At 63.6% G+C, this 16,486-nt stretch carries 17 protein-coding genes and 2 tRNA genes; 12 read left to right on the top strand and 7 right to left on the bottom strand.

Going from position 1 to position 16,486, the window contains the following annotated elements; genetic code table 11:
• Positions 1-49: 49 nt before the first annotated feature.
• From ACZI8Q_RS08815 to ACZI8Q_RS08800, 4 genes are all read left to right on the top strand, one after another.
• Positions 50-823, top strand: coding sequence for a fumarylacetoacetate hydrolase family protein (locus ACZI8Q_RS08815; protein WP_463373119.1), 774 nt, complete (start codon positions 50-52; stop codon positions 821-823).
• Positions 824-877: 54 nt separating this feature from the next.
• Entirely contained in the window at positions 878-2,353 is a 1,476-nt protein-coding gene (gene gltX / locus ACZI8Q_RS08810; protein ID WP_463373118.1) for a glutamate--tRNA ligase, read from the top strand.
• A 122-nt stretch (positions 2,354-2,475) separates the two neighbouring features.
• A tRNA-Gln gene (locus ACZI8Q_RS08805) sits at positions 2,476-2,547 on the top strand.
• Between the two features lie 76 nt (positions 2,548-2,623).
• A tRNA-Glu gene (locus ACZI8Q_RS08800) sits at positions 2,624-2,696 on the top strand.
• Positions 2,697-2,764: 68 nt separating this feature from the next.
• Here the strand turns inward: ACZI8Q_RS08800 and ACZI8Q_RS08795 are convergent.
• From ACZI8Q_RS08795 to ACZI8Q_RS08785, 3 genes are all read right to left on the bottom strand, one after another.
• Complete coding sequence (locus tag ACZI8Q_RS08795; RefSeq protein ID WP_463373117.1) at positions 2,765-2,929, bottom strand: DUF5302 domain-containing protein; 165 nt, start codon at positions 2,927-2,929, stop codon at positions 2,765-2,767.
• A 67-nt stretch (positions 2,930-2,996) separates the two neighbouring features.
• On the bottom strand, positions 2,997-3,503 hold the full coding sequence (locus tag ACZI8Q_RS08790; protein ID WP_463373116.1) for a pyridoxamine 5'-phosphate oxidase family protein: 507 nt from the start codon (positions 3,501-3,503) through the stop codon (positions 2,997-2,999).
• Positions 3,504-3,526: 23 nt separating this feature from the next.
• Complete coding sequence (locus ACZI8Q_RS08785; protein WP_463373115.1) at positions 3,527-4,228, bottom strand: IclR family transcriptional regulator; 702 nt, start codon at positions 4,226-4,228, stop codon at positions 3,527-3,529.
• Between the two features lie 122 nt (positions 4,229-4,350).
• Between ACZI8Q_RS08785 and leuC the strand changes: the two genes are divergently transcribed.
• From leuC to ACZI8Q_RS08770, 3 genes are all read left to right on the top strand, one after another.
• On the top strand, positions 4,351-5,772 hold the full coding sequence (gene leuC / locus ACZI8Q_RS08780) for a 3-isopropylmalate dehydratase large subunit (RefSeq protein ID WP_463373114.1): 1,422 nt from the start codon (positions 4,351-4,353) through the stop codon (positions 5,770-5,772).
• A 27-nt stretch (positions 5,773-5,799) separates the two neighbouring features.
• Entirely contained in the window at positions 5,800-6,408 is a 609-nt protein-coding gene (leuD, locus tag ACZI8Q_RS08775) for a 3-isopropylmalate dehydratase small subunit (RefSeq protein ID WP_463373113.1), read from the top strand.
• A gap of 157 nt (positions 6,409-6,565) precedes the next feature.
• On the top strand, positions 6,566-7,180 hold the full coding sequence (locus ACZI8Q_RS08770) for an HU family DNA-binding protein (protein ID WP_463373112.1): 615 nt from the start codon (positions 6,566-6,568) through the stop codon (positions 7,178-7,180).
• 127 nt (positions 7,181-7,307) lie between these two features.
• Here ACZI8Q_RS08770 and ACZI8Q_RS08765 read toward each other — a convergent pair whose 3' ends face one another.
• From ACZI8Q_RS08765 to cofC, 3 genes are read right to left on the bottom strand one after another with little or no spacing between them, the layout of a single operon-like run.
• Complete coding sequence (locus ACZI8Q_RS08765) at positions 7,308-8,237, bottom strand: NUDIX hydrolase (protein WP_463373111.1); 930 nt, start codon at positions 8,235-8,237, stop codon at positions 7,308-7,310.
• A gap of 15 nt (positions 8,238-8,252) precedes the next feature.
• Positions 8,253-10,463, bottom strand: a complete 2,211-nt coding sequence (locus tag ACZI8Q_RS08760) for an RNA degradosome polyphosphate kinase (RefSeq protein ID WP_463373110.1) — start codon at positions 10,461-10,463, stop codon at positions 8,253-8,255.
• 50 nt (positions 10,464-10,513) lie between these two features.
• Positions 10,514-11,212, bottom strand: coding sequence for a 2-phospho-L-lactate guanylyltransferase (gene cofC / locus ACZI8Q_RS08755; protein WP_463373109.1), 699 nt, complete (start codon positions 11,210-11,212; stop codon positions 10,514-10,516).
• Between the two features lie 133 nt (positions 11,213-11,345).
• On the opposite strand from cofC, the gene ACZI8Q_RS08750 reads away from it, so the two are divergent.
• Entirely contained in the window at positions 11,346-12,344 is a 999-nt protein-coding gene (locus ACZI8Q_RS08750; protein ID WP_463373108.1) for an NAD(P)H-dependent glycerol-3-phosphate dehydrogenase, read from the top strand.
• 93 nt (positions 12,345-12,437) lie between these two features.
• On the top strand, positions 12,438-13,547 hold the full coding sequence (locus tag ACZI8Q_RS08745) for a D-alanine--D-alanine ligase family protein (RefSeq protein ID WP_463373107.1): 1,110 nt from the start codon (positions 12,438-12,440) through the stop codon (positions 13,545-13,547).
• Between the two features lie 4 nt (positions 13,548-13,551).
• Here the strand turns inward: ACZI8Q_RS08745 and ACZI8Q_RS08740 are convergent, their stop codons facing one another.
• Complete coding sequence (locus tag ACZI8Q_RS08740) at positions 13,552-14,139, bottom strand: DUF3515 domain-containing protein (protein WP_463373106.1); 588 nt, start codon at positions 14,137-14,139, stop codon at positions 13,552-13,554.
• Positions 14,140-14,250: 111 nt separating this feature from the next.
• Between ACZI8Q_RS08740 and ACZI8Q_RS08735 the strand changes: the two genes are divergently transcribed.
• The 3 genes from ACZI8Q_RS08735 to ACZI8Q_RS08725 are packed head-to-tail and all read left to right on the top strand — an operon-like array spanning position 14,251 to position 16,397.
• The gene (locus ACZI8Q_RS08735; protein ID WP_463373178.1) at positions 14,251-15,195 is read left to right on the top strand and encodes a thiamine-phosphate kinase; all 945 of its coding nucleotides are present in this window, start codon (positions 14,251-14,253) and stop codon (positions 15,193-15,195) included.
• A gap of 9 nt (positions 15,196-15,204) precedes the next feature.
• Entirely contained in the window at positions 15,205-15,726 is a 522-nt protein-coding gene (locus ACZI8Q_RS08730) for a gamma carbonic anhydrase family protein (RefSeq protein ID WP_463373105.1), read from the top strand.
• Entirely contained in the window at positions 15,726-16,397 is a 672-nt protein-coding gene (locus ACZI8Q_RS08725; protein WP_463373104.1) for a uracil-DNA glycosylase, read from the top strand. Before ACZI8Q_RS08730 ends, ACZI8Q_RS08725 begins: the two co-directional genes overlap by 1 nt.
• Positions 16,398-16,486 lie beyond the last annotated feature (89 nt).

Below are 16,486 nucleotides of genomic sequence, written 5' to 3'. Positions count from 1 at the left end.
TACAGCAGTGGAGTCTATACGTGCCTGCCGATCCGATAGACTCGGCGCCATGCGTCTAGGTCGAGTAGCAAGCCCCGACGGGGTCGCCTTCGTGAGCATCGAGGGGGACGGTGACGATGCTCGCGCCAAGGAGATCGCCGAACACCCCTTCGGTAATCCCACGTTCACCGGCCGGAGTTGGGCGTTGGCCGATGTGCGGCTGCTTGCGCCGATTCTGGCGAGCAAGGTCGTCTGCATCGGGAAGAACTACGCTGCGCACGTTGCCGAAATGGGTGGTGAGACTCCGGAGGATCCGGTGATCTTCATCAAGCCCAATACTTCGATCGTGGGCCCGGGTCTGCCCATCGTGCTTCCGGCCTCGTCGAACGAAGTGCATTACGAGGGGGAGTTGGCCATCGTGATCGGCCGACCGTGCAAAGACGTTCCCGCCGCGAAAGCTCTCGACGTGGTGTTGGGGTACACCGTCGCGAACGATGTTTCGGCGCGCGATCATCAGCGCAAAGACGGTCAATGGACCCGAGCGAAGGGGCACGACACCTTCTGCCCGCTCGGGCCCTGGATCGAAACCTCTCTCGACCCGTCGGACCTCGACATCAAGACCGAGGTCGACGGCGCAGTCAAACAAGACAGCAACACCGCCCTCTTGCTGCACACGGTCCCGGAAATCATCGAGTGGGTGTCCGCGATCATGACGTTGCTTCCGGGTGACGTCATTCTCACCGGAACACCCGAGGGGGTGGGCCCCATCGTCGACGGACAGACCGTCGCTGTCACCGTCGGCGGTATCGGCACACTCAGCAACCCGGTGACTGCCAAGCGCTGAGCTTCGGCGCTCGTCCGCCAACCAATTCCACTTCCACCTCGATTCGAGTGAGCCATGACCAGCAGCGAAGTTCGTGTCCGTTTCTGCCCGTCGCCTACCGGAACCCCCCACGTGGGTCTGGTGCGAACCGCCCTGTTCAACTGGGCGTTCGCCCGACACCACGACGGAGCGTTCGTCTTCCGCATCGAGGACACCGATGCGGCACGTGACAGCGAGGAGTCCTACCAGGCGATCCTGGACGCACTGCGGTGGCTCGGCCTGGACTGGGACGAGGGTCCGGAGGTAGGCGGGCCGTACGCCCCTTACCGGCAGTCGGGGCGACGCGATCTGCACGTCGACGTGGTGGCGCAGTTGCTCGCAGCGGGCGAGGCCTACGAGTCCTTCTCGACTCCGGAGGAGGTCGAGGAACGGCACAAGGCCGCCGGCCGCGACCCGAAACTCGGTTACGACAACTTCGATCGGGACCTGACCGCGCAGCAGCGCGAGGCATACCGCGCGCAGGGGCGTAAACCGGTGGTGCGCCTACGGATGCCCGACCACGACTTGGTGTGGACGGACCTCGTGCGCGGGGAGACCACGTTCAAGGCGGGTACTGTTCCCGACTTCGCGCTCACCCGCGGGAACGGCGTCCCGCTCTACACCTTGGTCAACCCGGTCGACGATGCGTTGATGAAGATCACACATGTCCTCCGTGGTGAAGATCTGCTCTCCTCGACCCCTCGCCAGCTTGCGCTGTACGAGGCGCTGACGCGCATCGGTGTAGCGGAATTCACACCGCAGTTCGGTCACCTCCCGTTCGTGATGGGACAGGGCAACAAGAAGCTGTCCAAGCGCGACCCGGAATCGAATCTCTTCATCCACCGCGACCGAGGATTCGTGCCCGAGGGCCTGCTGAACTACCTCGCGCTCCTGGGCTGGGGCATCTCCGACGATCACGATGTCTTCTCGCTCGACGAGATGGTGGCGGCTTTCGACATTTCCAAGGTCAATTCCAACCCGGCGCGGTTCGATCAGAAGAAGGCGGATGCGATCAACGCGGAGCACATTCGATTGCTCGATCCCGCAGATTTCACCACCAGACTGCGCGAGTACCTGACGCTTCACGGGTACCTGAACACCGCGATCGACGATGCGGTATTCGCCACGGCAGCCGAGCTGGTGCAGACACGCATCGTCGTCCTGTCGGATGCATGGGATCTGCTGAAGTTCCTCTTCGTCGACGAAGAGGACTTCGCGGTCGATCCGGCCGCGGCTGCGAAGAACCTGAAGGAGGATTCTGCGCCAGTTCTGGACGCTGCGATCCTCGCGCTGGACGCCGCGGGAACCTGGGATGCGGGATCGATCGAGAAGGCGCTCAAGACGTCACTGATCGAAGGCCTGGGCCTGAAGCCGCGTAAGGCATTCGCACCCATTCGCGTCGGCATCACCGGGTCGCACATCAGCCCTCCGCTGTACGAGTCGATGGAACTGCTCGGCAAGGACGTGTCGCTGACTCGTCTGCGTGCCGCGCGAGCGTCCGTGAACGTGTGAGCAGCTTTGGAAAGGGTCTCTGACCATACGATTTGGTAAATCACACGGGGTGACTGGTAATCTCTTCTTCGGCCCGAGGCGGACCGCGAAGCATTTGCTCAGAGCGGGACGATTACGGCCATTGGGGTATGGTGTAATTGGCAACACAGCGGTTTCTGGTACCGCCATTCTAGGTTCGAGTCCTGGTACCCCAGCGGAAATTCGGTCGATTTTGAGACCGAACCTCAGCAGGCTAAGCTAGCTGAGCTTCCAAAGCAGTAATACAGTCCTGGCCCCGTCGTCTAGCGGCCTAGGACGCCGCCCTCTCAAGGCGGTAGCGCGGGTTCGAATCCCGTCGGGGCTACAAAGAATGACCCTCCGATCATCGATGATCGGAGGGTCTTTTCTTGTTTCGTTCGGCACGCGCTCGGGCTATCCGGTCTTACGCCGAAAGTCTCGCTTGTGGTCTGCGGGCCCGTGAGCATCGTGGGCCTTCGACTCCGCATCTTTGTGATCCACGGCGTGCGAGTCCTGATGGGTTTTGCGATCCAGCGCTTCGCGGAATTTCTGTTTCGTGTCCTCGATCGAATCGGTCATGGTGCCTCCTCGTCAACGGGTGTACTGGTGAAGGTACGCCGTGTGCACCCGGATCGCCCGCGATTTTCTACTCGCTTCGCCGTCGGTGGGCAGTGCTTCCCGCTACCGGCATCGGCGGAATTCCGAGCTTTCGGTGGTCCCAGGATCGGGTGCGTTCGGGTATCACCCGGACGACCACCCGGTTGTGCAGCAACTGGTCGATCGCCGGCCGCAGGTCCTCGCTGTAGTGGCCTGTGTACCGCTCCCACACACTGACGCCGACAGCGAAGGCTGCATCGGCGTCGTCGACGATTTCGGCGCGACCCTCGATGGACACGCCGCGAAGAGTGTCGTAGGTATCGCCGGCCTCGATCATGAGTGTGACGCGATCGTCGCGGCGCAGGTTCACCGCCTTCTGCGATTTGGACTTGGTCTCGAACCAGATCTCGCCGTCGACGATTCCGTACCACATGGCGACGAGATGAGGCATTCCCGTCTTGCCGATGGTGGCAATGGTGGCGACTCGGCTGTGTTCGACGAACTCGGCGATTTCTCGGTCGTTCATGGTGATCTGGGATCGTTGGTTCGTGCCCAAGGGGTTTGCTCCTGTCGGTTGTGTCAGAGCCGCTTGTGTAGCGCCTCCGCGGCGGCGAGTAGGTCGGCGGCCCAACGAGCGCCGGGCCGTCTGCCCATTCTGTCGATAGGGCCGGAAACGGAGATGGCGGCGATCACCGCGCCGGTGGAGTCCCGAACGGGCGCGGCGACGCTGGCGACACCCTGTTCACGCTCGGCCGCGCTCTGTGCCCAGCCACGTCGGCGAACCTCGAGAAGTATGCGTTCTCCGTACACTGCATCGGGCAGTACGGCACGCTGGGTCTGCGGATCTGCCCATGCGAGCAGGACCTTCGCGCCTGATCCTGCGGTCATCGGCAAGCGGGCGCCCACGAGTACGGTGTCCCGCAATCCGGTGGGTGGTTCCATCGAGGCGATACAGATCCGTTGAGTGCCTTCGCGGCGATAGAGTTGAACGCTTTCGCCCGTGATCTCGCGCAGGCGCGGAAGAACGAGGGCTGCCGCGGATACGAGTGGGTCGTTGGCGGAGGCGGCAAGCTCGGCCAGTCCCGGACCTGGGCACCACAGGCCGTCGCCGTCGCGGGTGAGCAGGCGGTGGACTTCGAGTCCGACGGCCAGGCGGTGGGCCGTCGCGCGGGGGAGTCCGGTCCGCCCGCACAGTTCTGTGAGGCTGCACGGGTCTTCGGCCACTGCATGCAGGACGCCCATCGCTTTGTCAAGGACTCCGATGCCGCTATGCTGTCTCATAGGTCGATACCACGTTCTCGCATATTGGGATCATAGCGCACGGATCGTTCGCTGTGGACATTCCGAAAAGGGGGAGGTCGGAGTCGACTGGCAGACCGCGTTCGAGCAGGACACGTACAGAGGTGGAACAGATGGCAGAGAAAGCACGCACCCTCGCCGAGAAGGTATGGGACGACCACGTAGTCGTACGCGGTGAGGGCGAGAGCCCCGACCTCATCTACATCGACCTTCATCTCGTTCACGAGGTGACCAGTCCGCAGGCGTTCGATGGTCTGCGTCTGGCAGGTCGCACGTTGCGACGTCCTGATCTGACGATCGCAACCGAGGACCACAACGTGCCGACGGTCGACATCGACAAGCCGATCGCGGACCCGGTCTCGAAGACACAGGTCGACACCCTCCGCCGCAATTGCGAGGAGTTCGGAGTTCGCCTGCACCCGATGGGTGACATCGACCAAGGCATCGTGCACGTGGTCGGCCCGCAACTGGGCCTGACGCAGCCCGGCATGACGGTGGTGTGTGGAGACAGTCACACGTCGACCCACGGCGCATTCGGTGCTCTGGCAATGGGTATCGGAACCAGTGAGGTCGAGCACGTCATGGCCACACAGACTCTGTCGTTGCGTCCGTTCAAGACCATGGCGATCACCGTCGACGGAGAACTGCCCGACGGCGTCACGAGCAAAGACCTCATTCTCGCGGTCATTGCGAAGATCGGAACCGGTGGCGGCCAAGGGTACGTCCTCGAATATCGAGGTGAGGCCATCCGGAAGATGTCCATGGAAGCGCGCATGACGATTTGCAACATGTCGATCGAAGCGGGTGCGCGCGCAGGGATGATCGCGCCGGACGAGGTGACCTACGAATTCGTCAAGGGGCGTCCGCACGCGCCGCAGGACGCCGACTGGGACACCGCAGTGGCAGCCTGGGAGCAGCTGAAGACCGACGAGAACGCGACATTCGACGCCGAGGTGCACATCGACGCATCCACGCTGACTCCGTTCGTCACGTGGGGTACCAACCCAGGACAGGGACTTCCACTGGGTGAGAAGGTGCCGGACCCGGCCGAGATCGTGGACGAGAGCGAACGTGTCGCTGCCGAAAAGGCGTTGGCATACATGGGGCTCGAAGCGGGTACGCCGCTGCGTGAGGTTCCGGTCGACACCGTGTTCGTCGGATCGTGCACCAACGGGCGAATCGAAGACCTGCGCGCGGTCGCAGGGGTACTTCGTGGACGCCATGTGGCGGACGGGGTTCGAATGCTGGTGGTGCCGGGCTCCATGCGAGTTCGTGCCCAAGCGGAGGAAGAGGGGCTGGGGGAGGTGTTCACCGCTGCAGGAGCGCAATGGCGCCAGGCAGGCTGCTCGATGTGTCTGGGAATGAATCCGGATCAGATTGCACCGGGAGAGCGCTCGGCCTCGACGTCGAACCGGAACTTCGAAGGTCGACAGGGCAAGGGGGGCCGGACGCACCTCGTCTCACCGTTGGTTGCGGCCGCCACCGCGGTTCGCGGAACTTTGTCGGCGCCGTCGGATCTGGTCTAGGTCCCGAGAACTTTAGGAGATATTTCGATGGAACCCTTCATTACGCACACAGGGATCGGTGTTCCGCTGCGACGCTCGAACGTCGATACCGACCAGATCATTCCGGCTGTCTACCTGAAAAGAGTGACACGCACCGGATTCGAGGACGGCCTGTTCGCCGCGTGGCGAGGCGATCCCGAGTTCATTCTCAACGTGGCGCCATACGACAAAGGCAGCGTTCTGGTTGCGGGCCCGGACTTCGGCACGGGGTCGTCGCGCGAGCATGCGGTGTGGGCGCTATCGGACTACGGCTTTCGGGTCGTGATCGCATCGCGGTTCGCCGACATCTTCCGTGGTAACGCAGGCAAGGCCGGTTTGCTCGCCGCGCAGGTGGACCAGTCGGACGTGGAACTGCTGTGGAAGTTGCTCGAAGAGCAGCCCGGCCTGGAATTGATTGTGAACCTCGAAGACCGGACTGTGACGGCCGGAACAACTGTGGTGCGCTTTAACATTGACGACTACACGAGGTGGCGTCTGCTGGAAGGGCTCGACGACATCGGTCTGACATTGCGCCAGGTAGACGCGATTTCCGAGTTCGAAAAGTCAAGGCCTTCTTGGAAACCAGAGACGTTGCCAGGGCGTACCACCGCGAACTGAATGGCTACACGCCATGTACCCGTGACTAATTGAGTCGATCAATTTCGCCGCGATGGCCAATGAGAATTGGCGTGGCACATAGACTCTTGACGTATACGGGTTTACCGTGGTTCGTAGTCGGTCCACAAAAGGACCATTAGTTTGCGGAGGAATTTCAATGAACAAGGCAGAGCTCATCGATGTTCTGACCGAGAAACTGGGGTCGGACAGGCGCACGGCGACGGATGCCGTCGAACACATTGTGGACACGATCGTCCGCGCGGTACATCGCGGCGACAGTGTGACGATCACCGGATTCGGTGTCTTCGAGCAGCGTCGTCGTGCTGCCCGTGTGGCCCGCAATCCGCGCACGGGTGAGACGGTGAAGGTCAAGCCGACTTCGGTACCTGCCTTCCGCCCCGGCGCACAGTTCAAGGCTGTAATCGCTGGCGGCCAGAAACTTCCGGCGTCCGGTCCTGCGGTGAAGCGTGGTGTGGCCACGCCGGCAAAGAAGGCCGCAGCCAAGAAGGCGGCGAAGAAGACTGCGGCAAAGAAGGCGCCAGCCAAGAAGACCACCGCGAAGAAGACGGCGGCCAAGGCGCCTGCCAAGAAGACCGCAACCAAGACTGCGGCAAAGAAGGCACCCGCCAAGAAGACCACCGCGAAGAAGACGGCGGCCAAGGCGCCTGCCAAGAAGACCGCAACCAAGACTGCGGCAAAGAAGGCACCCGCCAAGAAGACCACCGCGAAGAAGACGGCGGCCAAGAAGGCTCCCGCGCGGCGTAAGAAGTAGCCCGGCACCAGAGAAGATCCAGTGTCCTCGCTGGTTCGGATTTCTGTGAAGACGGTTTACGGCGTCTGTGACGAACATCGTCGCGGGCGCCGTAACCGTTCTCACGTACTGCTCGGGTGGAGCGTTGTCAGGGTGAGCGTTTCACGGGCAGCGGGCTGTCGATGTGGTCGGCTGCGCACAGTCGACCGCCGGACAGCGACAGCACCCACATGCTGGCTTTGCGGTTTCGCGCAGGTGGCAGCGTGATGCCGTCGGTTTCGGCCCACCACGCCAGCAGGTTGGGGATGACGCCACCTTGACTGGCGACGACCGGCACACCTCCGTTCGAAGCGATCTTGCGAACGAGAGTGTGGGCCCCGGTCGGGTCTTCTGCGTAGCCCTCCTCGGAAAGCCGGGAATCCGTGTGAATCTCGAGGTCTTCCGCATCTGCGAAGGGCTGCACGGTTTGGACGCAGCGGGTGCGATCGGCCGAAGTGATCGACGTGGCACCGTAGGCTTGCAAATGCCGAACCAACGACTGGGCTTGAATCAGCCCTTTGCTGTCGAGTGGTCGTTTGGTGTCGTCACCCTTGAAGCGCTTTTTCGACCCGGCCTTCGCATGTCGTACCAGGATCATGGTGGAAGTATCGGCGGGTAACGCTTCGAAGCGCCGCAGAATCTGCCGGTCCATCGGATAAGACAGGTGGTCGGCAACCTCGTCCACCGGAATCCATCGCAGAACATCCACTTCGCTGTTCGGAACGAATTGCCCCGACACCGCCTCTGCGTTCCAGTACTCGACGCGCTTCCTGAGCCGGTGCCCGGGAACAGGATAGGAAACCGAGCCGAGATGTCGGCCCATGCGTGCGTTCATTCCGGTTTCCTCGCGGACCTCGCGAACCGCTGCGACGAGTTCCGTCTCTGCGGATTCGAGTTTTCCCTTCGGAAATGTCCAGTCGTCGTACTTCGGACGGTGGACGATTGCGAGCTGCACCTCACCCGAGTTGTCCGGCGACTTACGCCACAGGACGGCACCGGCGGCGAATACATTGGCTTTGAACGGTTTATTCGTCGACATCGTCAGCGAATTCCTTCATCCCGCGTTGGTTCGACTACGCATCAGCGCTTCTTGGTGTTCGCGTACTTGCTCACCGCGCGCAGGGGCGGCGACCCATCCGCCTTCTGGCGCAAGGACCCAGCACCGCGTTGTCGGGTCGAGCGCCGAGTCGAAGATATCGGCCAGTTGCCCGGTCAATCTTCGATCTTTGACCTGCGCCATCACTTCTACGCGTCGATCGAGGTTGCGGTGCATCATATCGGCGCTGCCGATCCAGAATTCGTCGATGGCCTGGAAATGGAAAATTCGGGAATGTTCCAGGAAGCGGCCGAGAATGGAACGCACTTCGATGTTCTCACTGAGGCCTGGCACACCGGGTTTGAGTGCGCAGATGCCACGGACCACGATCTCGACCGGTACCCCGGCAATGGATGCCCGGTAAAGGGCATCGATGACTTGCTCGTCCACCAACGCGTTGGCTTTCAGTCGGATACGGGCGTCGCGACCCTCCGCCTTGGCCGCGACCTCCGACTCGATGCGTTCGATGATGCCTTTACGAACGCCGTACGGCGCAACCAGCAGGTTCCGGTAGTTCGACTTGCGGGAGTATCCGGTGAGCGAATTGAACAGATCGGTCAGGTCTGCGCCGATCTCCGGTGCGGCGGTGAGCAGGCCGACATCCTCGTACAGACGCGCTGTTTTCGGGTTGTAGTTGCCGGTTCCGATATGGCAGTACCGGCGGATCGTCGAGCCTTCCCTGCGGACGACGAGGCAAGTCTTGCAGTGAGTCTTGAGTCCCACCAGCCCGTAAACGACGTGGACACCTGCCTGTTCGAGCTTGCGTGCCCATTTGATGTTGGCCTGCTCGTCGAATCGTGCCTTGATCTCGACGAGTGCAACGACTTGCTTGCCGGCTTCGGCCGCGTCGACGAGCGCGTTGACGATCGGCGAATCGCCGGATGTTCGGTACAGAGTCTGTTTGATGGCGAGCACCTGGGGGTCGGCGGCCGCCTGCTCGATGAAGCGCTGAACGCTCGTGGAGAACGAATCGTATGGATGCTGCACGAGAACGTCTCCGTCGCGCAGAGTCGAGAACACACTCTTCGGCGTCTCCCGCTCACCGAACGCCGGGTGCGTTGCCGGGACGAACGGCGCGTCCTTGAGATTGGGGCGGTCCACCCCGTACACCTGCCAGAGGCACGACAGATCGAGTAGGCCGGACACCTGGATGACGTCGCCCGGATGCACGTCCAGTTCACGCAGGAGCAGGTCGAGCATGTGGTCGGTCATGTCGTCGGCGACCTCGAGGCGCACCGGTGAACCGAAGCGACGCCGCGCGAGCTCACGCTCGAGGGCTTGCAGAAGATCTTCGTCGCGGTCTTCCTCGACTTCGAAGTCCGCGTTGCGGGTGACTCGGAAAGCGTGGTGTTCGACGATCTCCATACCGGGAAACAAGACGTCGAGATGGGCCGAGATCAACTCTTCCATCGGCAGGAACGCGTCGATGGAAGACGGAGTGTCGTCACGTCGGACACGAACGAAGCGTCCGACGTTGTCGGGCACCTTCACCCGGGCGAAATGCTCGCCGCCCGTCGCGGCATCCTTCACCGTCACCGCGAGGTTCAGGCTCAGGCCGCTGATGTACGGAAAAGGATGCGCGTGATCGACAGCGAGTGGCGTGAGGACCGGGAACACCTGATCGATGAAATGCGCGGAAAGGCGTTCGTGGTCGTTCGAGGTCAGATCCTGCCAGCGGACGATGGAAATTCCTGCTTCCGCGAGGGCAGGGCGAACCGAGTCCATGAACACGCGGGCGTGCTTGCTCGACAGTTTCTGGGTCCGAGCAGTGATGAGTGCGAGCTGTTCGCGTGGGGACAGTCCGTCGGCAGACCGGACCGACAGCCCGGTCTCGTCGCGGCGTTTGAGTCCGGCGACGCGAACCATGAAGAATTCGTCGAGATTGGACGAGAAGATCGCGAGGAACTTCGCTCGCTCGAGCAGCGGGAGCGATGTGTCCTCGGCAAGCGCGAGCACTCGGGAATTGAAGTCCAGCCAACTCAGTTCGCGATTGAGGTATCGGCCTGGCGCCAGACTGTCGGGCACGGCGGTGACGTCGGCGGTCGCTGCAGGCGGTGCAGTGGGAATGGTTGTCGACGACTGGGAGCCGTTCGAGGACCCGACGTCGCCTGCGTCGGTGTCCGATGTTCGGTGGCTGGTGGATAGACCGAGTGCTTTGGCGTTGCTCACCACACGATCATCCCCCAAGAATTCGAACGTGGACAATCGAAGGATGAAACTCACTCGTGTCGGGTGCCGAGCGCTGCGAGGGCCGACAGCACCTGATCGGTCGCGGGTCCGACTCCCAGTGCCGCCGCTATCGTGATGTCGTCTTCGGTATCGACGTCGGTGCGCAGTCCCGGCCAGTTCCCGTCCAACAGGAAGGCGCCCGAATCGAGATGGCGTCGTGCCGAATCGGGGCCGAACGACGGTGCGAGAGAAGTGTTCGGGGCGCAGCTGAACAAGGCGGCCGTTCCGGTCCCGTGATGGTCGACGATCACCGACCGCGGATGCGACCGTGCCGCGGCGAATGCGGCAATCATTTCGTGAGTCCGCAAAGCCGGCAGGTCGGCTTGAAGTGCGAGGAGGTTCGCCGACTTGTCGGCGCGTCGCACATGCTCCGCTGCTGCGGCAAGCGCCGAGTTGAGCCCCTGCTCCGGTGCCGCAGTCCGCGTCGCCGCGGTGCGGGGAGCAGGGTCCGGGTACACACTCGCGCCGACCTCGCGTGCAACTCGCGCGACCACGTCGTCGGGGGTCACGACGGTGATACCCGCAACGGTGTCGACGGCGCGCACCACGGACAGTGTGTCCCGCAGCATGGCCAGGACGAGATCGGTACGGGCGTTGCCGCCGAGGACACCCGACAGGCGCGATTTCGCGACCGCCAGATTCTTCACCGCAACCAGCACATGGGTTGCGGTGTCGCCGGGTGTGCTCATGTTCGCAATCCTGCCAGGCGCATTTGCTGCGCTTGTACCGAGGCGGACGGCCCGCCGCTGTCGCCAACGCAGGCACAGGCCGTCGCGTTACTGTGGACGACATCAATCGGTGACGGACGAACGAGGGGACATCGTGACCAAAGCGGCGGTATTGGGGGCCGGTTCGTGGGGAACCGCATTTGCGAAGGTGCTGGCCGACGCCGGCACCGATGTCACGATGTGGGCGCGCCGCCCGGAGGTAGCCGACGCCATCAGTAGCAGACACGAGAACCCCGGCTATCTACCGGACGTCGTGCTGCCGCCGGGACTGTCCGCGACCTCTGATCACGTGGCAGCCCTCGACGGAGCAGATCTGGTGGTTCTCGCGGTTCCGTCCCAGTCGCTCCGAGCCAATCTCGAATCCTGGAAAGACGCCCTTCCTGCCGATGCGACCTTGCTGAGCCTGGCGAAGGGGATCGAGACCGAAACGCTGATGCGGATGAGTCAGGTCATCGCTCAGGTGAGCGGTGCGGATGCGAACCGGATCGCGGTCCTGTCCGGACCCAACCTCGCGCGTGAGATCGCGCTGGCGCAACCTTCGGCAACGGTGATCGCGTGCACGGACTCCACCCGGGCGTTGGCTATACAGAAGGCAAGTGCGACAGGTTACTTCCGTCCCTACACGAACTCGGACGTCATCGGTTGCGAGGTCGGCGGTGCATGCAAGAACGTCATCGCGCTGGCCTGCGGAATGGCTGCGGGTGTCGGCCTCGGTGAGAACACGATTGCCACGATCATCACCCGGGGCCTTGCCGAGGTCATCCGCCTGGGGGTCGCGCTCGGCGCGAAACCGGCGACACTGGCGGGGCTGGCAGGTGTCGGTGATCTCGTTGCCACCTGCACATCTCCGTTGTCGCGGAATCGGACATTCGGTGAACGTCTCGGCAGGGGCGGCTCACTCGAAAGCGCTCAGGCCGCGACCAACGGGCAGGTGGCCGAGGGCGTCAAGTCCTGCACATCGGTCCGCGCGCTGGCAGCCGGGTTCGATGTCGAGATGCCGCTGACCGAGGCCGTGCATCGCGTCTGCCACAACGGGCTCGAGGTGCAGGACGCGGTCGGCGAGTTGCTCGGGCGGCGGACGAAGCCGGAGTGAACGGGCTTGACATACTGTGTCGATCCCACCCGCACACGGTGTGTCCATCCCACCCTGACACACGGTGAACACATGGCCGGTACGGTCTGACTCGTGAATGAACCGCGTATCAGGGTCGCCGTCGTCTTCGGTGGACGCAGCAGTGAGCATTCCGTGTCGTGCGTTTCGGCGGGCAGTGTCCTGGCCAACCTCGATCCGGACCGCTTCGACGTGGTGCCCATCGGCATCACCCGTGACGGTGCCTGGGTGCTGGGGTCGACCGACCCGGAGTCCCTGTCCATCCGTGACCGGTCGATGCCGAGCGTGCAGCGCAGCGGCACCGAGCTCGCGCTGACGGCGGATCCGACGAAGCAAGGCGCATTGGTCGCATTGTCGGAGGGGGAAGCAGGCAAGGTTCTGGCGTCGGTCGACGTCGTCTTCCCCGTTCTGCACGGCGCGTACGGCGAGGACGGCACGGTTCAGGGTCTGCTCGAGCTCGCGGGCGTTCCCTACGTGGGGCCCGGTGTGCTCGCGAGCGCGGCAGGTATGGACAAAGAGTTCACGAAGAAGATGCTCGCTGCCGAAAACCTTCCGGTGGGTCACCAGGTTGTGCTGCGTCCCGGAACCGACACCTTGACCGACGAGGAGCGGAACGGTCTGGAATTGCCTGTGTTCGTGAAGCCTGCGAGGGGTGGCTCCTCCATCGGCATCACACGCGTGGCGGACTGGTCCGGGCTGGACAAGGCGATCGCGCATGCTCGTCGCCACGACCCCAAGGTGATCGTCGAATCGGGGATCGTGGGCCGCGAGGTGGAGTGCGGAGTGCTCGAGTTCCCCGACGGTTCGGTGCGTGCGAGTGTGGTCGCTGAAATCAGGATGCCGGAATCGGCGAGCAACGACCTCGATGCGTTCTACGACTTCGATACCAAATACCTCGACGACGTATGTGAATTCGACGTGCCGGCGAAACTCGACGAGGACGTCAGCGACGAGATTCGGCGGCTGGCCGTCGACGCTTTTCGTGCACTCGATTGTCAGGGACTGTCGCGCGTCGATTTCTTCGTCACGGACAACGGCCCGGTGATCAACGAGATCAACACGATGCCGGGATTCACCTCCATCTCGATGTACCCGCGCATGTGGGACGCCGCAGGAGTCGATTACGCCACGCTCGTGTCCACGTTGGTCGAGACGGCACTCGTCCGCGGAACCGGACTTCGGTAGCGCGTCAGGACCCAGGAACCGGCGCGGGGTCGAGGGGCCGTTGTTCGAGTGTGTTCGCGACCGTCTCGGAGATCTGTTGGATCGGAGTAGGCCCGACGGTGTCGGGCATGGTCAACGCCACGTACACGCCGCGATCCACGAGGTACCAGGTGCTCGAGTTCGATCCCATGTCCTCGCCCGAGACCTCGAACCACTGAACGCCGTCGATGACCTGCAACGGCGAAGCCTGATTGAATTCGAGTGGGCGGTCGAGTCCACACCGCAGGACAACAGGCTCGCCCTCGGCCGGTTGCCAGGCTGCGGCCGATTCGGGCGCGGGGTCCACGAGTTCGGCCCTCTCCATGTCGCCGAGGGGGTCCGGAAGAGCTTCCATCAGGGTGACGCACTCGGGTGAACCCGAGGCGGGGGCGGGTACCGCACCCAGTGACACCGGAGCAAGGACCGGATCGCGGCCCGCAAGGAAGGCTGCGACTAGGACGCCGACGACCAGCGCGACGGGAACTGCGATTGCCGTCGCGATCACCGCGGGGTGACGGTGGTGGTCGTGCTCGATCGTGGATGACTCGCCGGCGGAGGATTCGGTGTCGGGCATGCTCGGATCTTGTTTCGTCGTAGGGTCGGGGCCTGACGAATTTACCGCAGGAGGCACACCATCTCACCCACCGAGGCTCGGCCCGACCCTGTGAATCCGTCCCGACGCACCGTGGCGGAGGTGGGGGAGTTCGCGTTGATCGGACGCGCAGTAGCAGGGCGAAACCAGCCCGCGACCACCCTGCTCGGCCCGGGTGACGATGCCGCGATCGTACGGGCGTCGGACGGCCGCGTGGCCGTATCCACCGACATGTTGGTGCAGGGGCGTCACTTCCGGTTCGACTGGTCGAGCCCACATGACGTCGGAAGGAAAGCAGTGGCGCAGAACGCCGCCGATGTATTCGCGATGGGGGCGCGACCGACCGCCTTCCTGGTATCCCTCGGATGCCCGCCGGACACTCTCGTGAGTGTGGTGGAAGGGATCTCCGCCGGAATCGGCGAGGCTGCTGAGGCGCTCGGTGCGGGTGTGGTGGGTGGGGACCTCGTACAGGCCGATCACGTGATCGTGTCCGTCACCGTTCTCGGCGACCTCGAAGGACGAACCCCAGTGCTGCGGTCCGGTGCGGGCGCCGGTGACGTCGTGGCCGTCGCGGGTGAGATCGGGCGATCGGCTGCCGGGCTGGCGTTGTCGAGTGCCGGTGTCGATCACGACAACCCGCTCGTCGCAGCGCACCGAGTGCCGTCGCCGCCCTACGACAGTGCGCTGGCGGCCGCCCGAGGGTCGGACGGGCGCGCAACGTCGATGACCGACGTATCGGATGGGCTGCTGGCGGACCTCGGGCATATCTGCGAGGAATCTCGTGTCGGGATGGACCTGTCCGCAATAGCGCTCCGTGCCGACGCCGAGCTCGTCGCTGCGGCCGAGCGTATCGGTGTCGACCCGCAGGACTGGGTACTGACCGGCGGGGAGGATCATGCCTTCGCAGGAACGTTTCCTGCAGGCACCGCTCTACCGGCGGGATGGACGCAGATCGGGCTCGTGCGCGCCGGTTCCGGTATGTCGATCGACGGCACACCCGTCACGGGCGCCGTCGGCTGGCAGAGCTTCTCCGTATAGGTTGCACACATGGCTATCTATGCGCTCGGCGATCGGACCCCCGACATCCACCCCGACGCTTACGTCCATCCCGATGCCGTCGTGATAGGCGCGGTGACGCTGGCCGCAGGTGCCTCGGTGTGGCCGAACGCCGTTCTGCGTGGCGACTACGGCACCATTACGGTCGGGGAGCAGACCAACGTCCAGGACGGCACCGTGATTCACTGCACGCCCGTCGATCCCACCGTGATCGGCGCAGCCTGCGTCATCGGCCACAATGCGCACGTCGAGGGCGCCACCATCGGCGACAACTGTCTCGTTGCATCCGGCTCGGTGGTGTTGAACGGTTCTGTGATCGGGGATGGTGCGATCGTGGGGGCCGGTGCCGTCGTGCCCTTCAAGTTCGAAGTCCCGAGCCGGCGGATGGCGTTGGGTGTTCCGGCGAAGGTACGCGAGGGATACGAGGTGCCCGACGGGCACGTCGATCTCAACGTGAAGATGTATTCCGCCAACGCCGCCTACTACCGCGATGCATTGCGCAGGCTCGACTGATGCCAACTCGGGAGACCGTGATGGAAACGGGCTGGGCCGAGGCATTGGCGCCGGTGTCCGAACAGATCACGGCGATGGGCGACTTTCTCCGTGCGGAGAATGCAGCGGGGCGTGGGTATCTACCCAAGGGCGAGAACGTGCTGCGTGCGTTCACTCATCCGTTCGACGAGGTGAAAGTCCTCGTCGTGGGACAGGATCCGTACCCGACCCCGGGTCATGCAATGGGATTGAGTTTCTCGGTGGCGCCCGAGGTCGGTCCGGTTCCGCGCAGCCTGGCGAACATCTACAAGGAGTACACCGCGGACCTGGACTTGCCGACCCCCTCGAACGGAGACCTGACGCCATGGTCGCGCCAGGGAGTCATGCTGCTCAATCGTGTCCTGACGGTGTCGCCCGGTGAGGCAGCGTCGCACCGGCGCAAGGGCTGGGAAGCCGTCACCGAGCAGGCAATTCACGCGCTGGTCGCGCGCCCGAATCCGCTCGTGGCGATTCTGTGGGGACGCGATGCCGCCAGTGTGAAGCCCATGCTCGGCGACGTTCCCGTGATCGAATCGCCGCACCCGTCACCGCTGTCGGCATCCCGCGGATTCTTCGGCTCGCGGCCGTTCAGCCGTGCCAACACTCTTCTACAGGAACTGGGCGGCGAACCCGTCGACTGGCGTTTGCCGTAAGTCCAACTGCTCCGATACCTGCTGCCGATATGGTGGGACCGGCCCACCCGCGTCGGGGGCGGCGGAGGGATCGTTGCTGTGGAGGAGTG

Source organism: Rhodococcus quanlei (assembly GCF_055231015.1).
This window is presented reverse-complemented; position numbering and strand designations above follow the sequence as displayed.